The sequence below is a fragment of the Roseburia sp. 1XD42-69 genome (assembly GCF_003612565.1).
Lineage (GTDB): Bacteria > Bacillota > Clostridia > Lachnospirales > Lachnospiraceae > Roseburia_B.
Genome location: NZ_RAZG01000005.1, coordinates 82667 through 105236 on the forward strand (window position 1 = coordinate 82667; position 22570 = coordinate 105236).

The following is a 22570-nucleotide window of genomic DNA, read 5'->3' on the forward strand; positions in this document are numbered from 1 at the left end:
CTTACACCTGCACCCTGGAAAAAAAGGCAAACAAGATTAAAGTCATATCCAGAACCATTTTTAAAGCCCCCAGCAATGCAGGTATTAAAAATAACATATACATTTTTGCCGCTTTATCCTGATTGGACATAGCCTCCGCCTCCCCCATCCACCGGGCATTCCTGGACAAAATTTCCTCCATCTGCACATCTGCGTCAGAACCGCTGCCATCTGAGAGGGAATAAAGCATACCCATTGCCGAGGATATCTCCGGTATGGAAAATTCCTGCATAAACCGGGAAAAAGGCACATTGGATTCCGGTGAAGCCTCCAAGTGCTCCACAAGATTTATAAGCTCAGGCTTTAAAATTTCCGGTGCGGATTCCATGCTTTTTTTTATAGAATTTTGTACGTTTTCCGTCTGCAGAAGCAGAGATACTTCCATCAGCCAGTCTGGAAAAGCTTTCCTGATTTCATGAACCACGCTTTTCCTTGCCAGGCTATAGCCGATCCTGTGCTGAAAGGCCAGTAAAAGACACACAGGAAATAGAAAGGCAACACAAAACCAATGACCTGCTGCAAGAAAAAAGATTAAGGAAACCACTGGAATCCCCGCCATATACAGGCTCTTTTTCCTCTCTTTTTTATAGTCAAAATGCACCACTTTTTCATACTGATTCAATACACTCCCGGCATTTCCAAAAGATTTTCCTTTGAGCCAGTCTCTGGTAAAATATTGTTCCGTCAGGAGATACAGCATAAGGCTTGCAAGAAGCATAAACAGCGTGCCAATCTGATACACCGGACTATCCGTCACCCCCAAATCCCGGAGGGCTCCCTGGCAGAGAACCGGGGTTAAGAGGCACAAAAGACAGGATAAGAGAATCGCTGATAAAATATTCCTTCTCTGAAACTGGCATCTCTTTTGATAGGAAACCGTCTCTTTCTCCCACACATCCCTGTCTTTTAACAAAATTCTCACAGAGGCCTCACAGTCTCCCCCAATCCTCTCCGTCCTTAACATCAGACGGTGGACATAGCTGATGCGCTGGGCGGGATACTCCCTCTCTATGCGGTTTAAAGCCTTTTCCAATACCTGGCCCTCGCCGTAGGTATCCCGTATATAGGACAGGGCATCCCCGATGCAGGATTTCATGGTCCCCCTGGGAAAAAGCCTTTCCACATCTGTGAGGGCCGATAAAATCTTATGATTTTTCCGAAATGAATAAAGCACCTGCTCCATATAAATATTGGCATCCGCAAACCTTCTCTGCTGTAAAAGACGGAGATTCCTCCCCCTTTTCCAAAGCGGAAGCGCCCCGGCAAAGGCAGCCCCTAAAATCAAAACACAGAGCAGCTTTAACCGGTAGAGATAACTTAAAATTCCACCGGCAAATACCACCGGCAAAAATACATACCATTCCCTTACCCGTTTTCCCATTTCTCTTCTCCTTCCTTAAGCATCTGCCTGATTTTACCGCAGAAAAAAGGATCACTGATTTTCGCTCTGGCAAACCGCTCCAACACCTCCTGGGGGAGGGATGCGCCCTGCATCCTTCCCCCTTTTGCAGCAAGGGCAATCCGGTTATCCCCCTCTTTCTGGTAAAAAAAGCAAATCTGGTCTATATAACGCCTAATTTTTCCGTCTCTTACGCTCTCCTTCCTTCTGAGAAGGACACCGACATCCACATAAGAGTAAATATCATTTACCAGACGCCCTGCGTCCAGCCTGTTTTCCATCATATTTAACAGCCTGTCAGGTATCTTTCTCACATCGTCGGTATGAATTGTGGTAAAACCTTTAATTCCTGTGGACCAGCACTCAATCAAAGCCTTTGCCTCCCTGGAGCGCACCTCAGAGAGCATCATCCAGTTGGGGTTTAAGCGCAGGCATGTCTTAATAGCTTTGGAATAATCCAGGCGCGGATTGATTTTAAGCTCCACGCAGTCCTTCCCCGGATTAATCTGCCTGTAATGCCACTCCGGGTTATCCTCAATGGTAATCACTTTTTCATTTGCCGGGATAAACTGGGAAAAAAATTTAGCGCACTCGGTTTTACCTGCTGCGGGCTCCCCGCAGAAAACAAAATTCATTTTGGCCAGAACACAATTTACCAGCATCTCTAACATTTCCCTGGAACAGTACTCCTGCTCCAGGGCCTTTGCCGGAGTAAAACGTACCCTGGGCAGAGATTTCCGAATACAAAAAGACCTGCCCGTCAAAGCCACCGACTCATGGACAATGGTAATCCTAAGATGCCCTGTCTCCGCCTCCAGCACGTTTTCCATCTGGTTAAATCCCCGGCTCACCTCATTGGCAATCCTCCCTGCAAACTGTTCTAAAAAAGAAGGGGTAATTTTCTCCTTGGCCGCATCAATTTTGCATCTGCGGTTCTCCGTTGTCACAATCCACAAATCCTCCCCGTTAAAATCAATATCCGTAATCTGTGGATTTGCGATATAGGGATAGAGCGGCCCGAATGCTTCGGGATTCATATTAATTTCCGTACTAATCACAAAAAATCTCCTTTCCCCCTATGGCGCAGGGGCAAATCCCGCTGCCATATTGGCATCTTTATAAAACCTTTTAATTAAATCTGCAAAAGCCTGATACACCACGCTGGTGTTGTCATTTCCAATCACCAGTGTAATAATGCCAATTACGGCAATAATTGCCAGAACCGTAATAATAGTTGAACCGTACTGTTTAAATATCTCATCCATAATAAATATCTCCTTTTCTTTTTCCGTATTTTCCTATGGCCATAAGCAATTCCTTTAAACATTGCCCAAAGACCCTGTTTTCATAACAAAATTCTTCTTGCTGCCATTTGAGATAAGATAGAATCCTCCCTGACTCATAGGCCTTTTGAAACCGCTGATTATAGGGTATGGGGCAAATTCTCTCCATGGAAATCCGATACCACCTGGAAAACCGCTCCAACTCTCTTTTTTGACTGTGATGATACTTTCCGATTAGGAAAATGATGTTATTTTGAAACATTGACTGATTTAGAAATAATTCCTCCCACGTAGATTCGGTGAGGGATAAATTAACTGCAAGCAAATCCCAGGATGAAATCTGCTTTAAATCTGCGGCACTCCACTGGCCAAAGTCTGTAAATTCCGCCTTTTGGATGCCTGCTCTCTCCCTGAGCACAGGGTGAAAAAATGCTCCCCACGCAGCAAGCTGCATGTTGGCACTGGTGCCCGCTTTCGGCTCCGCTCCTAAAAAAGCTACCTGCAAGGACACTCCTCCTTTATGATGTTAAACAAATGGGATTATAACGATACACTGATAAATGAAAAGATAAAAGATGAAATTATAATAGCAGGGTTCTATAGATTTGTAAAGAACTTTTTTCAAAAACATAAAAAATATAATAGTAGCCCCGGACGAAAAACATCCGGGACTAAATATTTCTCACATAGCCCGCTCCATCCGGGAGGAAACAATCATTGTGGGATAGTCAAAGCGCCTGAGCTTTTCCTGGAGCTTTACCGCATCCTCTAATGACTCCACCCTGCCCACAATCACATGGAGCATACCGTCCTCCTCATAGACGTAGCTGGTAAATCCCTGGGACAAGAGCTGGTCTGCCAGATAATTTGCAGAAGTTTCATAGAAAGACCTGCCCACTTCCACTCCGTAGGAGGCAGGCTCCTCCTCTTTTTGCCGCTGCATTTCCGGGGGGATTTCCTGGGTTGTGTTTCCCAGGGGAACGGCATTTTCGATTCCGTCGGCAATGGCATTTGCCACCCCGTAAAAATCTTCGTCAAAAATACGGTTATCCTTATCGTGGTTGATAAATCCTGCCTCAATGAGCACTGCGGGCATCTCTGTCCTGCGAAGCACCACAAGCCCTGTTCTCTCCTCGATGCCAAGGTCTGCAAAGCCTCTGTTTACAAGCTCTCTCTGGATAGACTCTGCCAGGGGCATTGCCGGGGAACTTTTGTCGAAAACCAGTGTCTGCACACCATTGTAAGTATTGTCATTTTCCCCGGAGTTCCTGTGAAAAGAGATAAAATAATCCGCCCCGGCTTCATTGGCAATCTGGGCTTTCTCATAGGGGGACTGGTACTCATCCCCTGTTCTGGTAAAAATCACATCATAACCCCTCTGTTTCAGCATATCCCCCACTGCCAGGGCAAGACGCAGGTTATCGTCTTTTTCTTTTCTTCCCTGGTACATTGCTCCGTTGTCAAAACCGCCGTGTCCGGCATCTATTACGATTAATGCCATGGAATACTCCTAAATTATTCTTCCCCTTATTTTATGCATGGGCTAAGAAAAGGTGAAAAAATTACACATTTCTCATGCGAAGGAGTGTCTGGTAAAGATTCAGGCGACCGTATCCTTCCATACGGTTGGGGTAGAGCTGGTTTGGCATCTGCATAGTTCCGTTAATCAACTGATTTTTTATCTCCAGGGAATTTACAATGGGGTTATTGATGTACCCGATATTCCACTCCAAAAGAAGGGCCGAAGCCCCCGCTGCTATGGCCGCAGCTGCACTGGTTCCCGTTATTGTCCCGTAATTTCCCCTGTTGTCTTGGGCAAATACATTCACCGCCGGGGCGGCAAAATCTGGATTTATGGTTCCCTCCAGAGAATATCCCCTGCCGGAATCAAGGTAAGCTCCCCCTGTATATGCGTTGTATCCTGCCACAGTCATTGGAAGAGCTGCGCCGGAGGGAATCGTTAAGGTGGTATCCGGGTTGGAGTGCAGGAAAAACACTTCCTCCTCCAAAAAATCCGTCATGGGAAGGTACATATGAAAATTTCCGCTGTAAACCACACTGGGAAAAACCTCAAATTTCCAGATACCCTCCGCAGGATTCTGGAACTCTATATGGATGAGCTGATTTCTGCTTCTAAGCCCTCCCGCCTGGTAATTTATGATAACCGTAGTGTTTTCCAGCAAAAACGTGTGTCTCTGCTGCTGGTTGGAGAACACCGGGACTCTCGGAAGCACCTCCCCGGTGGGGGAGATTAAAGAGAGGGAAAAAATCTCCGGGGCATTGGCCCAAAGCTCCATATGAAACCCCCGCATATTTTCTGTCACATTCATCTCTACAATATCGGAAGTACTGGGACTTAACGACCCGTAATAGTGGTGTCTGGCGTTTGCCTCATTTCCCACCGCAATACATACGGCATTACGGCGTTTCACTGCCATGGCGTCTAAAACACTTGCCAGCCTCCCAGCCTCACCGTGATCCCCCTGGTTATTCCCCAGGCCGAAACAAATAACAAGGGGCTGCTGCCTCTCATCCGCCAGGCGGCCTAAATACTCAATCCCTGCAAGAATATCATTTTCCTGAAAAGCAACTGCCCTTTCTTTGATATAATAGAAATCCCTGAGATTTTGTTTTGCAGGCTTTAATTTTACCACGGCAATTTCCGAAAAAGGCGCAACGCCGATAAAATCATTTTCCAAATCCTCGCTGCCTGCCGCAATGGACGCCAGCATGGTCCCGTGGCCATTCTCATCTGTCTCCGGCACAAAATCCAGAGGGTTTGGCTGACTTAAGGCATAGTCAACATCCGATTTTAAATATTCCGTTCCGTAGATAAAATCTTTCGGCGGATGCTCCGATGGCCTGGTCTGGTCCCAAATTGCAATAATCCTGCTGCTTCCGTCCTCATTTCTAAATCCGCTGTTCTGGTAGGATATTCCCGTATCCACAAAGCCAATTAAAATCCCCCGGCCCTTAAGTTCCAGATTCCGCTGGTTTTGAACCCTTATAATTCCGCTCTCCTCCAAAGAAGTCTGGTCCAAAGTAGTGTAGAGCTTTGGAATACTGGTGTGATAATACGTGTTAATGGAAAGGGGCGGGACTTCCTCACGGTTTACATAGTACACCTTATAGTCCCTGCCAAGTCCCTGGCTGCAGATACTCTCCGCATCCTGGACAATATCCACATTGTTTACAAGTATATCGTAAAAATCATTGGAATACACTGCATCCTGACAATTCAATCTGATTTCCTCAGCCTTTTTTATAGTTTATTCCATGGGAAAATTTTGGTTCTAATCACCTCTCCCTAATTTTTTTCCCCTCTCTTTAAAGCAGCAAACAAAAGGATTCCCCCCACTGCCCCGAAAAGCAGGAAGGACTGGACCATAGGCATAAAATCGTATGCCTTACCTGTCCATATCTCATAAAAATCCCTGTTAAAATACGTTACCGGGAGAAGTTTCGCCACTCCCTGCATCCACCCGGGCATGTTTTCATAATCCACTCCCATCATGCCGCCAAATATCATAAAAGCAAAATAAATAATCATTACCCCGCAGTATGTGACGCTGAATTTTTTTAACAGGCAGGCAAGGCCATGGGCCATAATAAAGCAAAGCACAGAAAAGACAACCATACAAAAAGCGTAGAGCACCCACCCGGAAACTACCGGGGCTTCTAAGCCGATAAAACAGCTTCCTGCAATAAAATAAATCAGAAAAGCGGCAAGCATAAAAATTAATTCAGAAACCGCCCGGTTGCAAATTGTTACACTGTTTTTTATTCCAAAGAGCTTAAGGCGCTCCGGTATCCCCTTTTCCAAATCCTGGGCCTGCATCACCGAATATCCCATCAGAATTGTAGCCAGGGGGATAAGGGCGCCTATGCCCAGAAAAACACTGGTGGAAACCGTCTTTGCCATAGCGGCGTCACTCATTTCCATTGTCACCATATGGGTGATGAGAATGGACATAAGTACCGGCATTCCCACGCCAAAAATATGCACAAATGGATTTCCCGTAACATTTCTAAGTTCATAGAGTATCATAGACTTTGTAATTAATTTCCCCTTTTTCTCTCCCATTTTTAAGCCCCTTTCCCATAAAATCTCTCTTTTGCATTTGTATAGATAATCTCAATATCCCTGGCGCTTCTGGTATAATCCATATTATTTTTAAGCAGGGTTTCCGTAATTTTACGCTCCATTTCCTCTGTATCACAGGACAAGGCAATCAAATGGGGCGGGGCAGCCAGTTTCTTGTAGTTTTGAAACAGTTCTTCCTTTTCTTTGGAATAATTTAAGACAATCACTGCCCTTCCGCAGTACTTTTGAAACAGATCTTCTTTTCTTCCAAAGTCTACTACCTTCCCCTTATCCAAAATTAAAAGCTTATCCGCAAGCTGCTCTAACTCTTCATAATAGTGGGAAACCATGCAGAGGCTCACATCCTTATCCTTATACCAGGCAGCCAGTTTTTCCACCAGCTTCTGCCTTGTCTCAAAATCCAGGCCGGAGGTCACTTCGTCATAAAATGTCAAAGGCAAATCCTGCATCATCACCATAATTATGGTAAATCTCTGTTTCTGCCCCCCGGAAAGATGCTTGTATTTTTTCTTCAGACAGCCCTCAAATTCAAAATAAGAAATAAGCTCTTTTAGTTTTTTGTTTTTGGATATTTTCGTCCCCAAAACAGCCTCCATAATGTGCCTAACGGCCATGGCGTCGGTATACTCATTGGACTGCATGTGGGTGGCAATCATTTCCGGCGTCAGGGAAGTGTAAATATTTCCCTGATATTTTACAAGCCCTAAAATGCTTTTAATCAATGTGGTTTTTCCTGCCCCGTTGGAGCCGATAATCCCAATACGGTCCCCCTCCTCTATGGTGATGGGGCGCTCTATGGAAAGAGCGGTTTCTTTTCCATAGGACACGGTAAGGTTTTCAATAGATAACAATGGTGAATTTCCCATAAGTTCCTCCTTAATTTTTTTCTAAAAAAAGAATAACATCTTCCTATGAATTTCATATGAAGCTGAAATAGAAAAGAAGTGAAAGTTAAGGAGTACTCTTTTTTTCCTGGAAGGTAAGGTTTGTCACCACGCTCTCCCCCTGGTTTTCCATGTCAATTTTCATTCCTAACTGCTTTGCATAATAGGCCCCGATGTAAAGCCCCAGTCCGTGGCTGGCCTCTTCCCCTTCTTCCCTCTCATGGTTTCCGCTGACAAAAGGTTCAAAAATATGGGGAAGGAGTTCCTCCTCTATCCTTACGCCGAAATTTTGTATGGTAAGTTTTTCCTCACTAAGGACAATTTTAACTTTTTCCCCCACAGGGGTGTAACTTATGCTGTTTGACAAAAGATTCCCCAGGATATGGGAAAACATGGTCTCGTCGGTACAAATCTCCCGCCTGAGAAGGCCTTCCAGGGACATTTCAAGTTTCCTGTGGTTTACCGGGATTTTAAGTGCCAAAAGCTGATTTTCTAAAAGTTTTCTCACATCCGTCTGTACAAAATCCAAGGAAGCCCCACAGTGGTTTAGGTACAAAATGTCCTCCACCATTTTTTTCATGGATAATAGCTGCTCCTTTACCTTTGGAAGATACACTTCCCTGTCCTGGTATTTGCCCACATTGTTTTTCATTCCCTCCACCAAAAGAAGGGCTGCGGAAATAGGAGTTTTTAACTGGTGGGAGGAAGCACGAAGCAAAACTTCCTGCCTTTTATTTTCCTCCTTAAGGACCTGGTTTTTCTCCTCCAAACTCTCATAGCTCTCCCGGACTTTCCGGTATAAATCTTCTATGGTCACTGAGAGCATCCCTATTTCATCCTCTCTTTTCTCCAGTTTTTCCTCCATGGGTATCTCTTTAAAACCCTGGCTTTTTTTCATGGCCTGGGTGTGCCACACAAGTTCTTCAATAGGCGTTACAATGCCTTTGGAATAGATTTGGGAAAACAGAAGAACCAAAAGAAAAATTACCGCAAAAAGCATAGGAAGGCTCTGGAAAACAACGGGCCTGATTTCATTCATATCCGGTGTAACCACCGGAAGGACCGTTAAGAGAAGCCCGTCGGAAACACGCTCCGCCCCCACATAATTTACATAGCGGTTATTTTTATCCTCCACTCCCATCTCAAACACAATAAAATCCTCGGATACCATGTGCACTTTCTCATATTCACCCAGGTACTCGTTTGTAATGTCTTTTGTGTCTGAAACCTCCACCTCAAAGGGCATGGAAAGGTTTTCTTTAAAAATTTCCTGGAATATATTTTCCCAGTCCCCGGTACTGTCCTGAAACTCTTTTTCCAGTTTTTCCCTGTCAAACTCTATTTCCCCTGAACCGAAATCTTTTATCACACTGCGAATCCGGGAAAACATTTCTAAAAGCCTTTCATCTTTTATTGTTATATCTGCAGAAAACATTTTTGTAGTAAAATTTATGCTGTTTCCCTTATCCGGTATTTTTAAGGAAAAACATGCCGTGGGGTTTTTTAACTGCACATTGTCATAACTCCCCTGTTCCCGAAAGGCCCGGTGCTGCTCTTTTACCGCCTTTAAATTCTGCTCCATGGTATGATCCACATATAAAGAGGGCAGCATATACACAAAATAGCCCACAAGAAAAATAAGCATTCCCCCGGCCAGCACCATGCTGTAAAATAAATTTTTCTGACCAAGTTTCATAGAATCCCCCCCTGTGATAAACCTTCTTTGTCAAACTGATATCCCACTCCGATTACGGTTTTTATACAGGATACCGGAAGTTTTTTCCTGAGATTTTTTACATGGGCATCAATAATCCTATCGTTGCCGATATAGTCCTCATTAAAAATACTTAAGATAAGCTGCTCCCTTGTAAATACCCTGTCAGGGGAATGGAAAAGCGTCTGCAATAGCAGATATTCACTTAAGGTAAGGGGAAGTTTTTCTCCCTGGAAATAAGCGCAGTAAGCCTCCTCTTTCAGATACAGCCCCGCCTTATTTTCCTCCTCTTTTTCCTGGGATTTTAAGGTACGCCTTAAAATTGTCTCCATGCGCTTTAAGAGAATAATGGGAGAGACAGGCTTAATTACATAATCGTCCGCATACAGGTTAAATGCTGTAACCTGGCTCTTTTCATCCTCTAAAGCCGTGAGCATAATCACCGCCGTATCTTTTTTCTTCTCCTGAATATATTTAAGCACCTCGAAACCGTCCGCCCCCGGCACCATAATATCCAGCACTGCCATGTGATAGTCATTTTTGTCAAGAAGTTCCATGGCCTTATCTCCCCGGTCTGTCCCTGTGACTTCGTATCCCGATATTACCATGTACTCTGTAAGCACATCCCGGATGGTGGGCTCATCCTCTAAAAATAAAACTTTGTATTTTCCTGCATCCATTAGGTATTTTCCTTTCCTGAAAATAATCTATGGATTTGATTATAGCACAGGGGTATGAATTTGGTATGAATTTGACTTAAATGTTTCTTTTATCTTTCCGGGCAATCCGCCACAGGGCGAATTTTCCCGCCGCCACCGCCACCGGAAGGCCCCCTGGCGCCATTATCCACTGACTGGCAATATACAGGTTTTTTACGCCTTTAACGGTTCCCTTGACCCGAAAAGACTTTACTCCCTTTTTGGTAATAAAGCCCATATAGGCTCCGTGGTAAGCATTACAGTACCGTTTATAAGTAACGGGCGTCCAGCAATCCAGAAATTCCATATGGCCTTTCAGTCCCGGAAACTGCGCCAAAAGCCGTTCCTCTACCGCCTTTACCACCTCCTCCTTTGCCCTCTTATATTCCTTCCCTTCCAGTCCCGTCCAGTAAAAGTATTCCTTGTCAAATTGGGGGACATTTACCTGAAGCACCATTTTTCCCGCCGGGGCAAATCCCGGTTCGTATTCATAGCTTTTCACAGAAATCCGCTCCACCTTCTTTCCTCCCGCCTCAAAAGGAATACATGGGAAAAAAATAGTTCCTTTCCCCTCATATGCCCCTGCCTCTACATCAAATGCCATCTGCACAGCACTGAAAAGGGGATATTTTTCACTGTCTGCGTAACAGGATTTCCATTTCCCGTCCATATATTTTTTTCCAATTAGTGTGCCAAACATTTCCATGGTATCCACGGCGGAAATTACATAATCTGCCAATACTGTTTTTTTATCCGCCCTTTCAATTCCCACTGCTTTTCCCTTTTCAATCAGAATCCGGGAAACCGGGGTACTGCAGTATAATTTTCCCCCCAGATTCCGAAAACGTTTTACCATACGGTTTGCCATTGCAAGGGAGCCGCCTTTCGGGATTTCACCGTTACCGGATACAATGGTGGCATAGGACACAAGGAAAGAACTTGCAACATAATCTTCTGGCAGATAATCTGTAAACAGGGCTTTCAATGCCGGATGTTTGAACCCCCCGGCCAAATCCTTTAAATCCATGGAGCCATATTCCTTCATCACCTTTGGCATATCCGCCATAGAAGCCCCCATTCGGATATAATCCCTGATTCCCATAGCATCCATAGGTTTTTCCACCGGCATTTCGCATTTCAAAGCATATCTCACATGCTGCACAAATTTTTTTATTTCTATTTCGTCCTCAGGGGATATCTTTAAAAGTTCTGCCTGAGTTTTCTCTAAATCCTTCCACAGCGTTACCTGTGTCCCCCCTGCAATGCTGGTATAAAAAATGTCGCAGTCCGCAAATTCTGTAGATTCCTCTAATGCCCCCACGGTTTCCCATACCCTGCGCAGACCTGTCCCCGGTTTCGTCCCGGTAAGCCAGTGAATGCAGTTATCAATGTGGCATCCCCTCCGGTTCCACCCCATGCACTCTCCCCCGGCAACAGGATTTTTTTCATAGATGTCCACCTCATAACCTGCCAGCCTTCCATAAATTCCCGCTGACAAACCGGCGATGCCGCCTCCTACAATCACAATTTTCTTTTTGTTTTCACCCATTGTCTTCCTCCTTATCAAACATGTTTTCATCACTCCCCAGCATATCTGCCACCCACTCCGGTTTTGGCAGGGGAATTTCAGGGTGCAGGGCATACTGTTCCATGATTCCATGTATGGAACACCAGTACATATTTGACAGTGACATTACATCCCCCTCTCGGATACTCCCGTCTTCCTGCCCTGCCTTTACCCATTTTTGGCTGTAAGAAACGGTGTCCACGGAAACAGCCAGCTTACGGAGTTTCTCCGGTATGTCCTCAGCCCAGGAAATATGCCCCATAAACACAAACATTTTTGCAATAAAAGGATTCTTCTCCACCTGCAAAAACAGCGTTTTCGTAAATTGATAAAAAAAATCCAGGCCATGCTCAGCCTTAATCTCCATTGGCATACGCATTCCCTCAAGGCCGATATTTACCAGCTCTTCCAGCAAAATTTCCTTGGTGGGAAAATAGTGGAACAGCAGTCCTTCGCTAATCCCGGCCTGTCTGGATATCTGGCTGGTTTTTGTTCCGTAATATCCCCGTTTTACAAACAAATCCAATGTAGCCTTTAAAATTTGTATTCTCCTGGCTTCCTTTTGTTCTTTCCTTGTCATGTTCTGTCTCCTTAACAGTTCCTAAATCTTATTAAAGAGTAACACAGCCCAAAAGAATTTGATAGAGTGTTTTACTCAACGAAATTTTCTGAAGGAAATATATTATCATTGCCGGAGAAAGGATTCATTGGTATAATAAATAAAACTGAACCAGGGGAGGAGCCATGATATTTTATAAAAACAATTCAGATAAAACAGAAAAACCCAGAAAAGGACGCATTTTCCTCTTTGTCCTCTGTGCCGCCCTGATTGCCTTCGGCATCTGGTCAGCAAAAAATACCATCCTGCATAAAAAAGATTCCTTGAAAGAAAACTTAAGCCAGGCTGTCACCGGGGAGGAGGGCAAAGTTACCACCATAACAAAAGCTTCCCTGGAAAAAGTATTTGAAATCAACGAATTATCCACAGCGGATTATATTTACAATGCCGTGGCAAGGGCTTACGGGGAGGACGGCGCATCTGTAAAATACTATGTGGCCTACGAAGGAAAAGTGAAGGCCGGCATCGATTTTGGCAAACTTGATATAAGTATCCATGAGGAAGAAAAACACATTACCATTAAACTTCCCCACATTGAGTTTCAGGAACAGACCGTTGACCCCGGCACACTGAAATATATTTTTAAAGACAGGGACAGCCAGCGGGAAGACATACACCAGGAAGCTTTTGAATTATGCGAAAAGGACTTAAAAGAAAGGCTCCTGCAGGAAAAAGACTTAAAAGAACAGGCGAAAAAAAATGCCCAGGCTGTTGTGCAGGGCCTGGTGGAACCCTGGGTAAAACAGATAGACAGTGCATACAGCATTACCGTTGAATAACCGGAGGTACATATGTCAATGAAACAAATGATAACAAAAATACTGGTTCTCGCCCTCCTTTGTGGTCTTTTTACACCTTTTTGGGGCTGCGGAAAAGACAAAACCCAGACAGAGATTCCCATTGAGACGGAAGAATCACAAAGACAGCTTAAGGCGCCTTCCCCGGACATTTCCCAAATCCGATCCATCTGTGAGCTTGCCACCCTGGAATGTTACTATCACAATGTGGCAATCTCCACAAAGGAAAAGGGACAGGGCCTTTCCCATATCGGGGAAAAGGACAGGGAATTCTGGATTGAATACAGCGGAGTTGCCAAGCTGGGAATCAATATGGCAAAAGTCAGCATGGAAATACAGAATAAGGATATTGTGATTACCATTCCAAAAGCACAACTCTTAGGCCTATCTGACTATACCTTTTCCCCGGACAGTTATATTTCGGAAGATGACGGTATTAACAAGAACCCTATTACACCGGAAAACCAGACCCAGGCCGTTGCATGGGCCCAGGAAGATATCAGTCAGCAGTTTTCAAAAGACGATGCCATGCTCATGCGGGCACAGGAGCGGGCCAAAAGCCTGATTGAAAATTATATTCAACAGTTGAGTGAGATATGGGAAACGGATTATCAGATTACATGGGTTTATGAGGACAACGCTTCTTAAAAAGGGGGAAAAGATGATTAGGGTAAGGCCATATAAAGACACAGATGCTGATACTATATTATCCTGGTGTAAAGACGAAAAATCCTTTTATCAGTGGACAGCGGGAGTACTTGGGAATTATCCCATTACACATAGAGAATTTGGCTTTGTTGAATCTCTGATGCCTTTCACCGCATTTGACGAATCAGAAATTTAGGCTTTTTTACACTGAGAAATCCCAATGAATCCCTTGACGAATTACGATTTGGATTTGTTATTGTAAATCCTCTCAGCCGGGGAAAAGGCTACGGAAAGGCAATGCTTACTTTGGGCCTAAAATTTGTATTTGAAATATATGGCGCCAAACGGGCTTCTCTGGGGGGCTTTGAAAATAATCTCACCGCTTATTATTGCTATAAAGCGGTTGGATTTAAAGACGTGATTTCTGATGCAGCTGACACATATACATCCTCCAATCTGTTAGTGTAACCTTACACTTAACTACTTAAATCTTTCACAACCTCCCCCGCCGCAATCAGCCCGGCCACAGAGGGCACAAAAGCCACGCTGCCGGGAACGGGCCTTTCTTTTATCTGGGAATCTTTCTGGGGTTTTATGGGCTGTTCGGTGGAATACACAACTTTTAACCTGGAAATCCCCCTCTTTCTGCATTCCCGGCGCATCACTTTAGCCAAGGGACATATAGAGGTTTCATAGATATCCGCCACTTGAAACTTTGTAGGATCTAACTTATTTCCTGCCCCCATACAGCTAATAACAGGCACATTACACTCCTTTGCCTGCACAATTATCTGAAGTTTCGCCGTAACCGTATCCACGGCGTCCACCACATAGGAATACTCCCTGAAATCAAATTCATGGGCATTTTCCGGCAGATAAAAGCATTTTCTGACCTCCACTTTGGCATCCGGGTTGATTTCCAGGATACGTTCACGCATCACATTTACCTTGTACTGTCCCACTGTCTTTTTCGTGGCGATAATCTGCCTGTTTATATTGGTAAGGCATACTTTATCATCATCAATCAATACAAATGACCCTATTCCAGTTCTGGCCAATGCTTCCGCCGTATGGCCCCCCACTCCCCCAATGCCAAAAACTGCCACTTTGGCATCAGACAATTTTTTCATATTGTCTTTTCCCAGCAAAAGCTGGCTTCTGGAAAATTGATTTAACATCTAATCACCTGCCTATTTTTCCAAAATGTCTTCCCACTGTTCCTGGCGAAATCCCGGGAACACACCCTTTTCTGCCACCAGCAAAGGACGTTTCACCAGCATCCCGTCTGTAGACAACAACTGGTACTGTTCCTCTTCACTCATTTCAGGAATCCTGTCCTTTAACTTCATCTCTTTGTAGAGAATCCCGCTGGTGTTAAAAAATTTCTTTAAGGGAAGCCCGCTTTTTTCATGCCACTGCTTGAGCTCCTCCACTGTGGGATTTTTTTCTTTGATGGGACGTATCTCTACATCATACCCCATTTCTTCCACCCACTTTAAGGCTTTTTTACAGGTGGTACATTTCTCATAACATAATATCACTGGTTTCATATTTTTTCCTCCTAGAAAGATTCTATATAAAGTTCATCCTGACAGCTTCTCCCCTGATTTTTCAGCAACAGCTTATATTCATCGTAAGGCTCCATGTCTATCCCTGTTTGCAATAAGATAATCGATGCAAAACATCCCGGTGTACCGGAAGACATCTTGCGAAGATTCCAATCCAGATACTGCATATCCTGTATTTCAAGTATTATGTCATTCATTTCATACGCCCTCTCACAAAATCAAGCGCCAGCGCCACCGCCCCCATAACCGGGGGCACGTCAGGAATCACCGCATAAGCCCCCGGTGCTGTTTCCCGGAGGGATGAAAGATAGGCATCCACCAAAAGGGGCTCTTTCGTCTGAAATAAACTGCCGATTAACACTGCAGGCACAGCCTCTTCACACATATGAAGCCTTTTTAAAACGGCGGCGGCATACTTCCCCTCCTCATATCCCATCTGGGAAATAAGGCTCCCGGAGACAGCATCCCCCTCTTTTGCCAGGGAAAACACCGCAATGGGAATCCGGTACTTCTGCTCCTTTGTGATTTTGCCCTGATTTAATATCTCACATACTTCATCCATAGTGCATACGTCAAAAATGGAGGGCATCACTTCCTCCAGCCTGGTTTTCTCCCAGGTTCCCTCCTGGGAGCGGAAAGCGAAGTGCAGCGCCTTGCGGTACAAGTCTCCCCCTCCTCCCAAATTTCCTGTCTCAAAGTAGAGATTGCGGAGGGCCAATTCCTGCCCGGCCCTGTTTCTCCCTGCATGTCCCGCTCCCGTGCCGCAGATAGAAACCACGCCCACATTGTCTTTTGTTCCTGCCCGAAGCCCAAGCCAGGTATCGTTTACAATATGAAATACAGCATCCCCCATAATCTCTTTTACAGCAGGTTTAAGAATCCGAAAATCCTCCGGACCGTCTGCCCCGGAAATGCCAAACAAAGCGTTTGTAATATCTTTTTTTGAAAGCCCTGCCCCATCTAACCCCTCCAAAACAGCAGTTTCCATAGATTTTTTAGCCGCATCAATCCCGCAGACCTGATGGTTTCCAGGCCCTCCAAATCCCTTTGCCAGAATATTTCCCTTTTCGTCAGACACAAAACAGGCCGTCTTGCTCCCTCCTACGTCCACACCAAGCACATACATAAAAACCCCCCTTTACCCCGGGAAAAATGCCGGAAGATATTCCCTGTTTGCCTCAAGCATTTCCTCAAGGGCCCCTTTTGCATCCACGGCGTCATGTACCAGAGGATGATTTAAAAACGCCAGAAACGCTTTGTTTCTGTCACCGGAAAGAGCGGCTTCAATGGTAAAATTTTCATAAGATTTTACCTGGCAGATAAGCCCTAATACTTCCCTTGGAACCTGGGTATCCCTTAAAGGTTTCGCCCCATCTTTTCCAATGACACAGTTGGTCTCTATCACAGCATCCTCCAAAAGCTGGGGAATAAGCCCCTGGTTCTGCACATCCACAACCTGCACATCTTTTGTGTCATTATATATGCTGTCAATAAGATTAATTGCCGCCTGGGAATATCTTGCGCCGCCCCGCTTGGAAAGGGCTTCTGGTTTCTCTTTTAAATTTTCGTCCTGATATTTTAAAAACAGCTCCTGCTCCACCTTTTTCACCTGATTTGCCCTTGTTCCTAAAAGCCCTAGAGCCTGCTGCCTCTCCTCATGAAACATCTTTTTTTCTAGGTAAAAATATTGAAGATAGGGGGAAAGCATACATCCCAGGGCTTTTGCAATCTCGTCCATCTCCTCATTTTTTTCTATATTTTTTACCACGCTCTCACGGTTAAAAACATTAAGCACATCTTTTATTCTGTCTTCCCCCGAAAGATAGGCATGGTTCATCACGCTTAAATGGTTCAGGCCGATAAAACGGCAGTCAAGGTCCTCCGGATCTGCCCCCAGGCGGTTTGCCGCATCATACTGCATATTAATAGAGCAATTGCAAAGACCGATACATTTCACATTTGTGTACTTTAAAACTGCCTCTGTAATAATCCCCGACGGATTGGTAAAATTAATAAGCCATGCCTCCGGGCACAATTTTTCTATGTCTTTACAGATATCAAGAATGACAGGAATCGTGCGGAGGGCTTTCAAACACCCGCCGATTCCTGTCCAATCATTCCGTATTTTAAAGGAATCCGCTCATCCCTCTCCCTTGCGTCAAGTCCTCCCACCCGAATCTGGGTAATGATAAAATCCGCCCCAAAAAGGGCTTCTTTTCTGTCTAAAGTCCCCTTCACTTCTATGGACAATCCTGCCTTTTTTATCATACGCCTGGTAAACTCCGTGTTAATGAAAAGTTTTTCCCTTCCCATTTCAATGTCTGCCAAAACCACCTCTGTTATGGGAAGTGATTTTTGATGATTTATCACTCCCTCAATTAACTCCGGTGTATAACTGCTTCCCCCTCCGATGACCACAAGTTTCATTGCCATTTTCCCCTTTCTGTTCCTTTTAACTAGCATACCATCTTTGGGAAAAATTGCAACTTTTTTGTTCATCTTTATTATATTTTACCGCTTCTCCCCTCCGCCTCCGACTTTCCCAAAAGGTAGAGAAACGCAATGGCATCCCCCGCCAGAATATGGCAGTTATTCCGGTATTTCACCTCACAGAGAATCTTTTCCCGGGGCAAATTTGCCACCACATCCACCTCTTTCCGGTTATCCTTGGCCTCCCTGAAATATCCAAGCTGTGCCGTGCTTCCCTGGTAAGCGGATTCTGTTGCAGCCAGGCGGATATCCTTTCTGCTGTCATAGATAACCTTCATCCACAAGCTTTAAAATGGGATTGTCAAATGTAGCATACAAAATATTCCTGGGATTTTATATTATAGCAACTGCTTTCTAAAAAATGCAAGTAACCTTACTGTTTTCCCGTTAATTTACCAAATTTACCTTCACCTCATAGGCATACCCAAGCCCTCTTAAAAATCCTTCCATATCCCCTTTATATTTTTGATACGCCTCCTTGTCCGAAAGCCCAAGCCGGCAGAAACTGTTGGTAAAATCCACTTTCGGCGCATCCTTAAGGCTTTCTCCCGTCTCCTTTAGCTGGGTGTAAAATTCATCTCCAATGCGCTGGCTTAAAACATCATTTGCATTCTCCTCATTTAAAAAATCTTCCTCCACAGAAGCCTCCAGACTGATTTTCACCAGGCATGTATGATTTTTCCCCTGGTAAGTTCTTTTTGCAGAGATTCTTTTCACAGTCACCGGGGTCTGGTCTTCCATGCTAAAATACAGCTTTTCAATTTTACCCTGGGTAAGATAAGAAAGCATAGCCTCATTTATCCCAATTTCTCCCTTGGGAACTCCCCCCGCCATGGCATAGTAGCCCCGGATGACAGGAAGCCCCCCTTCCTCTTTTAACACGGGAATGTATAAAAGCTGTTCCTCATTTGCCTTGTCGTTGATTAAATCCCCAAGAGTTACCGTGTCTTTCAGTTTGTAATCTTCCCGGCTCTCAATCATTTCCTCTAAATAGGTGCCGACGGGAGTGTCCAGATTTTTATCCAGGGCAAGAATCTTCCCTGCATCTTCCGCTGTAAAAAGGAGGGTATTTCTGGCTATCAGCGCCCTTTTTTCGCAAATTTGCAAAAATACTTCCAGGGACTCTTCATTTTCTATAAATTCCTCCGATAAAACCAGCACCTTCATATGGTTGTAATCCATCTCTTTATTGCTGTCGTTGGCATACTGGGAAATTGCAGTGTAAAAATCCTTATCTTTAATATAAAAGTCCGTGCCGCTCCCTGCATTTGCATTTTCATCTGCCACTGAGGATAAATCCTGGAATTTGTAGCTGACCCTGCAGCTCTCCTCATCCAAATCCACCCCCATAGCCAGGGGAAATTTCCTGTTTTCTAACTCTGTAGTGCTGCATCCTCCAAGGAACATGCACAAAACCATCATAAGACTTACAGTGGTTTTTTTTGTATTTCCAAAAAAATCTCTAAAATAGGTGAGAAGAGGGATTGCCACAATCACCGGGGTTCCCCAGTACAAAAATATCCACAGCAGTTTTTCCATAAACTCTTTGGAGCGGTAGCATCCCACAGCGATGCCAAAAAGCAGAACTGCCCCAATGAAAATGCTGACCCCTCTCTTCTTTCCCCCGTATAAACTCGCAATATTTTCAGACAAATAAAACATGCTGCTGCTGATTAAGGCAAACACGGTAAAAAACCAGATTCCAACCATGATGGCGTCCTGTCTTTCCAAAAAACCTCCCGGAATCTGCACCATGCTCATTAAGGTCACTGCAGGATACTCCTGGCTTATCATAGATCCTAAACCGAAAATACCCTGAAGAATGGCATAGATGACAAACATTACCCCTCCGCAGAAAAGCACTGCCAACAGGGAGGCGGAGACAACTTTTTCTTTCTCCTTGGCAAATGGCACGATAAAAAGCATAAACCCGCACAGGGAAAAAAGGGAAAAACTGTAAAGGCACCCTGTATAAAAATTGCCTTCCCCAAGGGCAAAAAGGGGAAACAGCCGTTCTGTCCGAACGTCCCTGGCTGCCAAAAACAACATAAGAAACAGAGGAACCATCAAAAACCAAAATAAAATTTCATACACCCTGGCCCTCCCCTCAATTCCCTGGGAAATCCCATAACATGCCAGCAGCAGAATTCCAGCGGTAATCCAGTAAAAAGACTGCTCCTTTAAAAGTTCACTGACAATGAGATGCCCAAAGACATAGGTACTCACCCCTCCCAGGACAAGGTAGTATACAATATAAAATATCCCAAAAACCACGCCAAAAAAAGTCCCGAAATTTCTCTTTAAAAACGCCGGATAGGTTTCCCCCTCCCTCATGGATTCAATTACACCTCCTAAAAGCACTGCAAATACCAGACCCGCAAAAATCCCCACAAGAAGGGCCGCCATCCCGTTTTTTCCGGATGCCTCCCCTAAGAGTGGGGGCAAAAGCAGGGTGCCCACCCCTAAAATATCGTAAGATAAAAGCCGAAATACCTGTCTTTTGGAAATTTTATTATTTTTTGAAAACATGTCATCCCTTCCTTTTTAACCGAACTCTCTGATTTCTTTTTGCAAACACAGGCCGCCTGGTAATTTTAAACAGAGGCTGTCTTATGACAAAATCCCTCTGATCTTCATACCCTGTTAAATCCGCTCCCACAAAAGGCATAAGATAGGGGATGCCAAAACTTTTTAAATGGGACAGATGAATCAGCACCAAAAGCATCCCAAACAGAAATCCATAAAATCCCAGCCAGGAACACAGAAGGATAAACCCAAATTTTAATACTCGAAATGCGGATGCAAATTCCTCATTTGGAATAGCAAAGGAACACAGGGCAGTAAAGGCCACCACAATTACCACAATAGGGCTTACAATATTGGCCTCCACCGCAGCCTGCCCGATAATAAGGCCCCCCACAATCCCTATAGTATTTCCCATGGCCCCCGGCAGCCGCACCCCCGCCTCCCGCAATAGCTCAAATGCAATTTCCATCAACAGCACCTCCACCATTGCGGGAAAGGGCACGCCCTGCCTGGCTGCTGCAAAAGATAAAAGCAGGGGAGTTGGAAGTATCTGGGTGTGGAAATTTGTCACCGCCAGGTAAATTCCGGGAAATGTCAGGGCAAAAAAGGAGGCCAGGAAGCGAAGTATCCGCCCGAAAGAAGCGATTTCCCAACGGTTGTAATAATCGTCGCTTGTCTGGATAAAGGAATTGTAATCCGTGGGGAGAATCAGCCCCACAGGGGAGTTGTCGGAAAATACCACAATCCTTCCCTCCAATATGGCCATTGCCGCCCGGTCGGGCCGCTGGGTGGTCTGGAACTGTGGAAAGGGAGAGTACCACTTTTCCTCAGAAAGCTGTTCTATAATGCCGCTGTCCATCACGCCGTCAATCTCATAACGGCTCAGCCTTTTTTCCACCTCCCCGATAAGTTTGGGGTATACCAAATCCTCCATATACACAATGTCCACATTTGTGTTGCTTCTTGTGCCAAGCCTTACTTCCCGCACCTTAAGCTTTGGGGTGCGGAGCCTTTTGCGGATCAGGGCCGTATTAATTTTTATAGAATCCGCAAATCCTTCGTTGGAGCCCCGGATGACTTTTTCCGACTGAGGTTCCTGCACTCCCATCCCCGGATATCCCTTGTCGGGAATTTTCATGGCTTTTTCAAATCCATCCACTAAAATCAGCACGTCCCCGGCAAACATGCCTCCCAAAGCATCCTCTATAGTGTCAAAATAGGTGATATCCGTAATCCCCAGGACATTTTTAGAGAGGCTCTCATAGACCTCCTCTTTGGTCATCTCATTTAACTGTTTTACCAGCCTGCCAAACACGGATTTGCTGAACATCAGGCTGCCCCCGGTAATTTCTACATAGGTGATAAAGCATTCAATATCCCTGCCGATGCCAATCTGTATGGGAATCTTTTTAATATCCGCAGAATCCCCCAAAAGGGCCAGCAGATCTTTTTTATTTTCCGCCAAACTTTTTGTCATATTTTTACCTCCAAAAGGAATCAAAAAAAGAGTAGAACACTCTACTCTTTTTTAGTATGAAACAATTTCCAGATTTTATTCCTGTTCCCGGATAATGGCTTTCACCGCATTTGCCTGATTCTTAAGGTGCTTTTCCGTCATTTCCGTCACAAAATTTTTATCCCTGTTTTTAAGCCCCGCAAAAATTTTCCTGTGCTCCTCAATAAGGTTGGGATAGTTCTCTTCCTCCTTCAAATATTCCACCCGGTAACGGTAAATCTGCTCTCTGATATTATTCAAAAGATTTACAAGCCTGGGGTTGTCCGCCGCCTCATAAATTTTATCGTGGAAATCAATATCTGACTGGGCAATCTGTTTTAAATCCCCGGTTTTTACCGCCCGCTCAAACTCCTCCACCGCTTCTTCCAGCTTTAAAACCTGCTGTTCCGTTACTTTCTCACAGGCTAACTGCACTGCAAGAATTTCAAGCGCCTCCCGAATCTGCAGCACGTCCTCCATATTTTTTTCCGTCATTTTTGCAACTTCCGCTCCCCTCCTGGGAATGGTCACAGCAAGGCCCTCCTGTTGCAGCATACGGATAGCCTCCCGGATAGGTGTCCGGCTCACCCCAAGTTTTGACGCTAACTGCAGCTCCATCAGCCGTTCTCCCGGTTTTAACTCCCCTTTTAAAATTGCCTCCCTTAAGGTGTTAAAAACCACATCCCTTAAAGGCAGATATGCGTTTGCATTTAACTCTAACTCTCCCATTCAAACCTC

Annotated in this window: 25 protein-coding genes and 1 pseudogene; 4 read left to right on the plus strand and 22 right to left on the minus strand. The window is 44.7% G+C overall.

What is annotated here, in order from left to right:
• Position 1 precedes the first annotated feature (1 nt).
• The 12 genes from D7Y06_RS03975 to D7Y06_RS04030 all read right to left on the minus strand — a co-directional run bounded on the left by D7Y06_RS03975 (position 2) and on the right by D7Y06_RS04030 (position 12269).
• A complete protein-coding gene (locus tag D7Y06_RS03975) occupies positions 2-1420 on the minus strand; it encodes a hypothetical protein (protein WP_120406540.1) in 1419 nt (472 codons plus the stop codon).
• On the minus strand, positions 1405-2496 hold the full coding sequence (locus D7Y06_RS03980; RefSeq protein ID WP_243119061.1) for an ATPase, T2SS/T4P/T4SS family: 1092 nt from the start codon (positions 2494-2496) through the stop codon (positions 1405-1407). The genes D7Y06_RS03975 and D7Y06_RS03980 overlap by 16 nt, the downstream gene beginning before the upstream one ends.
• 18 nt (positions 2497-2514) lie before the next feature.
• Positions 2515-2703, minus strand: coding sequence for a hypothetical protein (locus tag D7Y06_RS03985; protein WP_120406541.1), 189 nt, complete (start codon positions 2701-2703; stop codon positions 2515-2517).
• Positions 2696-3226, minus strand: coding sequence for a hypothetical protein (locus tag D7Y06_RS03990; protein ID WP_120406542.1), 531 nt, complete (start codon positions 3224-3226; stop codon positions 2696-2698). The genes D7Y06_RS03985 and D7Y06_RS03990 overlap by 8 nt, the downstream gene beginning before the upstream one ends.
• A gap of 177 nt (positions 3227-3403) precedes the next feature.
• Positions 3404-4222, minus strand: coding sequence for an N-acetylmuramoyl-L-alanine amidase (locus tag D7Y06_RS03995; RefSeq protein WP_120406543.1), 819 nt, complete (start codon positions 4220-4222; stop codon positions 3404-3406).
• Positions 4223-4283: 61 nt separating this feature from the next.
• On the minus strand, positions 4284-5963 hold the full coding sequence (locus tag D7Y06_RS04000) for a S8 family peptidase (RefSeq protein ID WP_158591226.1): 1680 nt from the start codon (positions 5961-5963) through the stop codon (positions 4284-4286).
• 65 nt (positions 5964-6028) lie between these two features.
• Positions 6029-6805 (minus strand): ABC transporter permease, encoded by a 777-nt coding sequence (locus D7Y06_RS04005; protein WP_120406545.1) that lies wholly within the window; start codon positions 6803-6805, stop codon positions 6029-6031.
• A gap of 2 nt (positions 6806-6807) precedes the next feature.
• Positions 6808-7692: an ATP-binding cassette domain-containing protein gene (locus tag D7Y06_RS04010; RefSeq protein WP_243119062.1), complete on the minus strand. Its 885-nt coding sequence runs from the start codon at positions 7690-7692 to the stop codon at positions 6808-6810.
• A gap of 85 nt (positions 7693-7777) precedes the next feature.
• On the minus strand, positions 7778-9406 hold the full coding sequence (locus D7Y06_RS04015) for a HAMP domain-containing sensor histidine kinase (RefSeq protein WP_120406546.1): 1629 nt from the start codon (positions 9404-9406) through the stop codon (positions 7778-7780).
• Positions 9403-10104 carry a response regulator transcription factor gene (locus D7Y06_RS04020; protein ID WP_120406547.1) on the minus strand — a complete coding sequence of 234 codons (702 nt, stop codon included), beginning with the start codon at positions 10102-10104 and terminating at the stop codon, positions 9403-9405. The genes D7Y06_RS04015 and D7Y06_RS04020 overlap by 4 nt, the downstream gene beginning before the upstream one ends.
• 76 nt (positions 10105-10180) lie before the next feature.
• On the minus strand, positions 10181-11671 hold the full coding sequence (locus D7Y06_RS04025) for a phytoene desaturase family protein (RefSeq protein WP_158591228.1): 1491 nt from the start codon (positions 11669-11671) through the stop codon (positions 10181-10183).
• Entirely contained in the window at positions 11664-12269 is a 606-nt protein-coding gene (locus tag D7Y06_RS04030) for a TetR/AcrR family transcriptional regulator (protein ID WP_120406549.1), read from the minus strand. Before D7Y06_RS04030 ends, D7Y06_RS04025 begins: the two co-directional genes overlap by 8 nt.
• 164 nt (positions 12270-12433) lie before the next feature.
• Here D7Y06_RS04030 and D7Y06_RS04035 point away from each other — a divergent pair, with 164 nt between their 5' ends.
• Genes D7Y06_RS04035 through D7Y06_RS27790 form a run of 4 tightly spaced genes read left to right on the plus strand, consistent with a single transcriptional unit; the run spans position 12434 to position 14221 of the window.
• Entirely contained in the window at positions 12434-13087 is a 654-nt protein-coding gene (locus D7Y06_RS04035) for a DUF4230 domain-containing protein (protein ID WP_120406550.1), read from the plus strand.
• A gap of 12 nt (positions 13088-13099) precedes the next feature.
• Positions 13100-13753, plus strand: coding sequence for a DUF4230 domain-containing protein (locus D7Y06_RS04040; protein WP_120406551.1), 654 nt, complete (start codon positions 13100-13102; stop codon positions 13751-13753).
• Positions 13754-13766: 13 nt separating this feature from the next.
• The gene (locus D7Y06_RS27785) at positions 13767-13949 is read left to right on the plus strand and encodes a hypothetical protein (protein ID WP_305793767.1); all 183 of its coding nucleotides are present in this window, start codon (positions 13767-13769) and stop codon (positions 13947-13949) included.
• 11 nt (positions 13950-13960) lie between these two features.
• Positions 13961-14221 (plus strand): GNAT family N-acetyltransferase, encoded by a 261-nt coding sequence (locus D7Y06_RS27790; protein ID WP_330566373.1) that lies wholly within the window; start codon positions 13961-13963, stop codon positions 14219-14221.
• 8 nt (positions 14222-14229) lie between these two features.
• Here the strand turns inward: D7Y06_RS27790 and D7Y06_RS04050 are convergent, their stop codons facing one another.
• The 10 genes and pseudogenes from D7Y06_RS04050 to D7Y06_RS04090 form a co-directional block, all read right to left on the minus strand.
• Positions 14230-14931, minus strand: a complete 702-nt coding sequence (locus D7Y06_RS04050) for a tRNA threonylcarbamoyladenosine dehydratase (RefSeq protein ID WP_120406552.1) — start codon at positions 14929-14931, stop codon at positions 14230-14232.
• A 12-nt stretch (positions 14932-14943) separates the two neighbouring features.
• Complete coding sequence (locus D7Y06_RS04055; RefSeq protein ID WP_120406553.1) at positions 14944-15303, minus strand: arsenate reductase family protein; 360 nt, start codon at positions 15301-15303, stop codon at positions 14944-14946.
• A gap of 11 nt (positions 15304-15314) precedes the next feature.
• A complete protein-coding gene (locus tag D7Y06_RS04060; protein WP_120406554.1) occupies positions 15315-15518 on the minus strand; it encodes a hypothetical protein in 204 nt (67 codons plus the stop codon).
• Complete coding sequence (locus D7Y06_RS04065; protein ID WP_120406555.1) at positions 15515-16447, minus strand: BadF/BadG/BcrA/BcrD ATPase family protein; 933 nt, start codon at positions 16445-16447, stop codon at positions 15515-15517. Before D7Y06_RS04065 ends, D7Y06_RS04060 begins: the two co-directional genes overlap by 4 nt.
• Positions 16448-16459: 12 nt before the next feature.
• The gene (locus tag D7Y06_RS04070; RefSeq protein ID WP_442970375.1) at positions 16460-17242 is read right to left on the minus strand and encodes a hypothetical protein; all 783 of its coding nucleotides are present in this window, start codon (positions 17240-17242) and stop codon (positions 16460-16462) included.
• A 39-nt stretch (positions 17243-17281) separates the two neighbouring features.
• A pseudogene (locus D7Y06_RS28520) lies at positions 17282-17820 on the minus strand (family 4 glycosyl hydrolase); the annotation flags it as partial.
• A 5-nt stretch (positions 17821-17825) separates the two neighbouring features.
• Positions 17826-18089, minus strand: a complete 264-nt coding sequence (locus D7Y06_RS04075) for a hypothetical protein (protein WP_120406556.1) — start codon at positions 18087-18089, stop codon at positions 17826-17828.
• 109 nt (positions 18090-18198) lie between these two features.
• Complete coding sequence (locus D7Y06_RS04080; protein WP_120406557.1) at positions 18199-20340, minus strand: GerAB/ArcD/ProY family transporter; 2142 nt, start codon at positions 20338-20340, stop codon at positions 18199-18201.
• Between the two features lies 1 nt (position 20341).
• Positions 20342-21814, minus strand: coding sequence for a spore germination protein (locus D7Y06_RS04085; protein WP_120406558.1), 1473 nt, complete (start codon positions 21812-21814; stop codon positions 20342-20344).
• Positions 21815-21889: 75 nt separating this feature from the next.
• Entirely contained in the window at positions 21890-22561 is a 672-nt protein-coding gene (locus tag D7Y06_RS04090) for a GntR family transcriptional regulator (protein ID WP_120406559.1), read from the minus strand.
• Positions 22562-22570: the final 9 nt, after the last annotated feature.

What these genes read in the sequence shown, in the direction of transcription:
- D7Y06_RS03975 (WP_120406540.1), bottom strand. Translation starts at nt 1,420, where the DNA reads ATGGGAAAACGGGTAAGGGAATGGTATGTATTTTTGCCGGTGGTATTT.
- D7Y06_RS03985 (WP_120406541.1), bottom strand. Translation starts at nt 2,703, where the DNA reads ATGGATGAGATATTTAAACAGTACGGTTCAACTATTATTACGGTTCTG.
- D7Y06_RS03995 (WP_120406543.1), bottom strand. Translation starts at nt 4,222, where the DNA reads ATGGCATTAATCGTAATAGATGCCGGACACGGCGGTTTTGACAACGGA.
- D7Y06_RS04005 (WP_120406545.1), bottom strand. Translation starts at nt 6,805, where the DNA reads ATGGGAGAGAAAAAGGGGAAATTAATTACAAAGTCTATGATACTCTAT.
- D7Y06_RS04010 (WP_243119062.1), bottom strand. Translation starts at nt 7,692, where the DNA reads ATGGGAAATTCACCATTGTTATCTATTGAAAACCTTACCGTGTCCTAT.
- D7Y06_RS04015 (WP_120406546.1), bottom strand. Translation starts at nt 9,406, where the DNA reads ATGAAACTTGGTCAGAAAAATTTATTTTACAGCATGGTGCTGGCCGGG.
- D7Y06_RS04020 (WP_120406547.1), bottom strand. Translation starts at nt 10,104, where the DNA reads ATGGATGCAGGAAAATACAAAGTTTTATTTTTAGAGGATGAGCCCACC.
- D7Y06_RS04025 (WP_158591228.1), bottom strand. Translation starts at nt 11,671, where the DNA reads ATGGGTGAAAACAAAAAGAAAATTGTGATTGTAGGAGGCGGCATCGCC.
- D7Y06_RS04030 (WP_120406549.1), bottom strand. Translation starts at nt 12,269, where the DNA reads ATGACAAGGAAAGAACAAAAGGAAGCCAGGAGAATACAAATTTTAAAG.
- D7Y06_RS04035 (WP_120406550.1), top strand. Translation starts at nt 12,434, where the DNA reads ATGATATTTTATAAAAACAATTCAGATAAAACAGAAAAACCCAGAAAA.
- D7Y06_RS04040 (WP_120406551.1), top strand. Translation starts at nt 13,100, where the DNA reads ATGTCAATGAAACAAATGATAACAAAAATACTGGTTCTCGCCCTCCTT.
- D7Y06_RS27785 (WP_305793767.1), top strand. Translation starts at nt 13,767, where the DNA reads ATGATTAGGGTAAGGCCATATAAAGACACAGATGCTGATACTATATTA.
- D7Y06_RS04050 (WP_120406552.1), bottom strand. Translation starts at nt 14,931, where the DNA reads ATGTTAAATCAATTTTCCAGAAGCCAGCTTTTGCTGGGAAAAGACAAT.
- D7Y06_RS04055 (WP_120406553.1), bottom strand. Translation starts at nt 15,303, where the DNA reads ATGAAACCAGTGATATTATGTTATGAGAAATGTACCACCTGTAAAAAA.
- D7Y06_RS04060 (WP_120406554.1), bottom strand. Translation starts at nt 15,518, where the DNA reads ATGAATGACATAATACTTGAAATACAGGATATGCAGTATCTGGATTGG.
- D7Y06_RS04065 (WP_120406555.1), bottom strand. Translation starts at nt 16,447, where the DNA reads ATGTATGTGCTTGGTGTGGACGTAGGAGGGAGCAAGACGGCCTGTTTT.
- D7Y06_RS04070 (WP_442970375.1), bottom strand. Translation starts at nt 17,242, where the DNA reads ATGCAGTATGATGCGGCAAACCGCCTGGGGGCAGATCCGGAGGACCTT.
- D7Y06_RS04075 (WP_120406556.1), bottom strand. Translation starts at nt 18,089, where the DNA reads ATGAAGGTTATCTATGACAGCAGAAAGGATATCCGCCTGGCTGCAACA.
- D7Y06_RS04080 (WP_120406557.1), bottom strand. Translation starts at nt 20,340, where the DNA reads ATGTTTTCAAAAAATAATAAAATTTCCAAAAGACAGGTATTTCGGCTT.
- D7Y06_RS04085 (WP_120406558.1), bottom strand. Translation starts at nt 21,814, where the DNA reads ATGACAAAAAGTTTGGCGGAAAATAAAAAAGATCTGCTGGCCCTTTTG.
- D7Y06_RS04090 (WP_120406559.1), bottom strand. Translation starts at nt 22,561, where the DNA reads ATGGGAGAGTTAGAGTTAAATGCAAACGCATATCTGCCTTTAAGGGAT.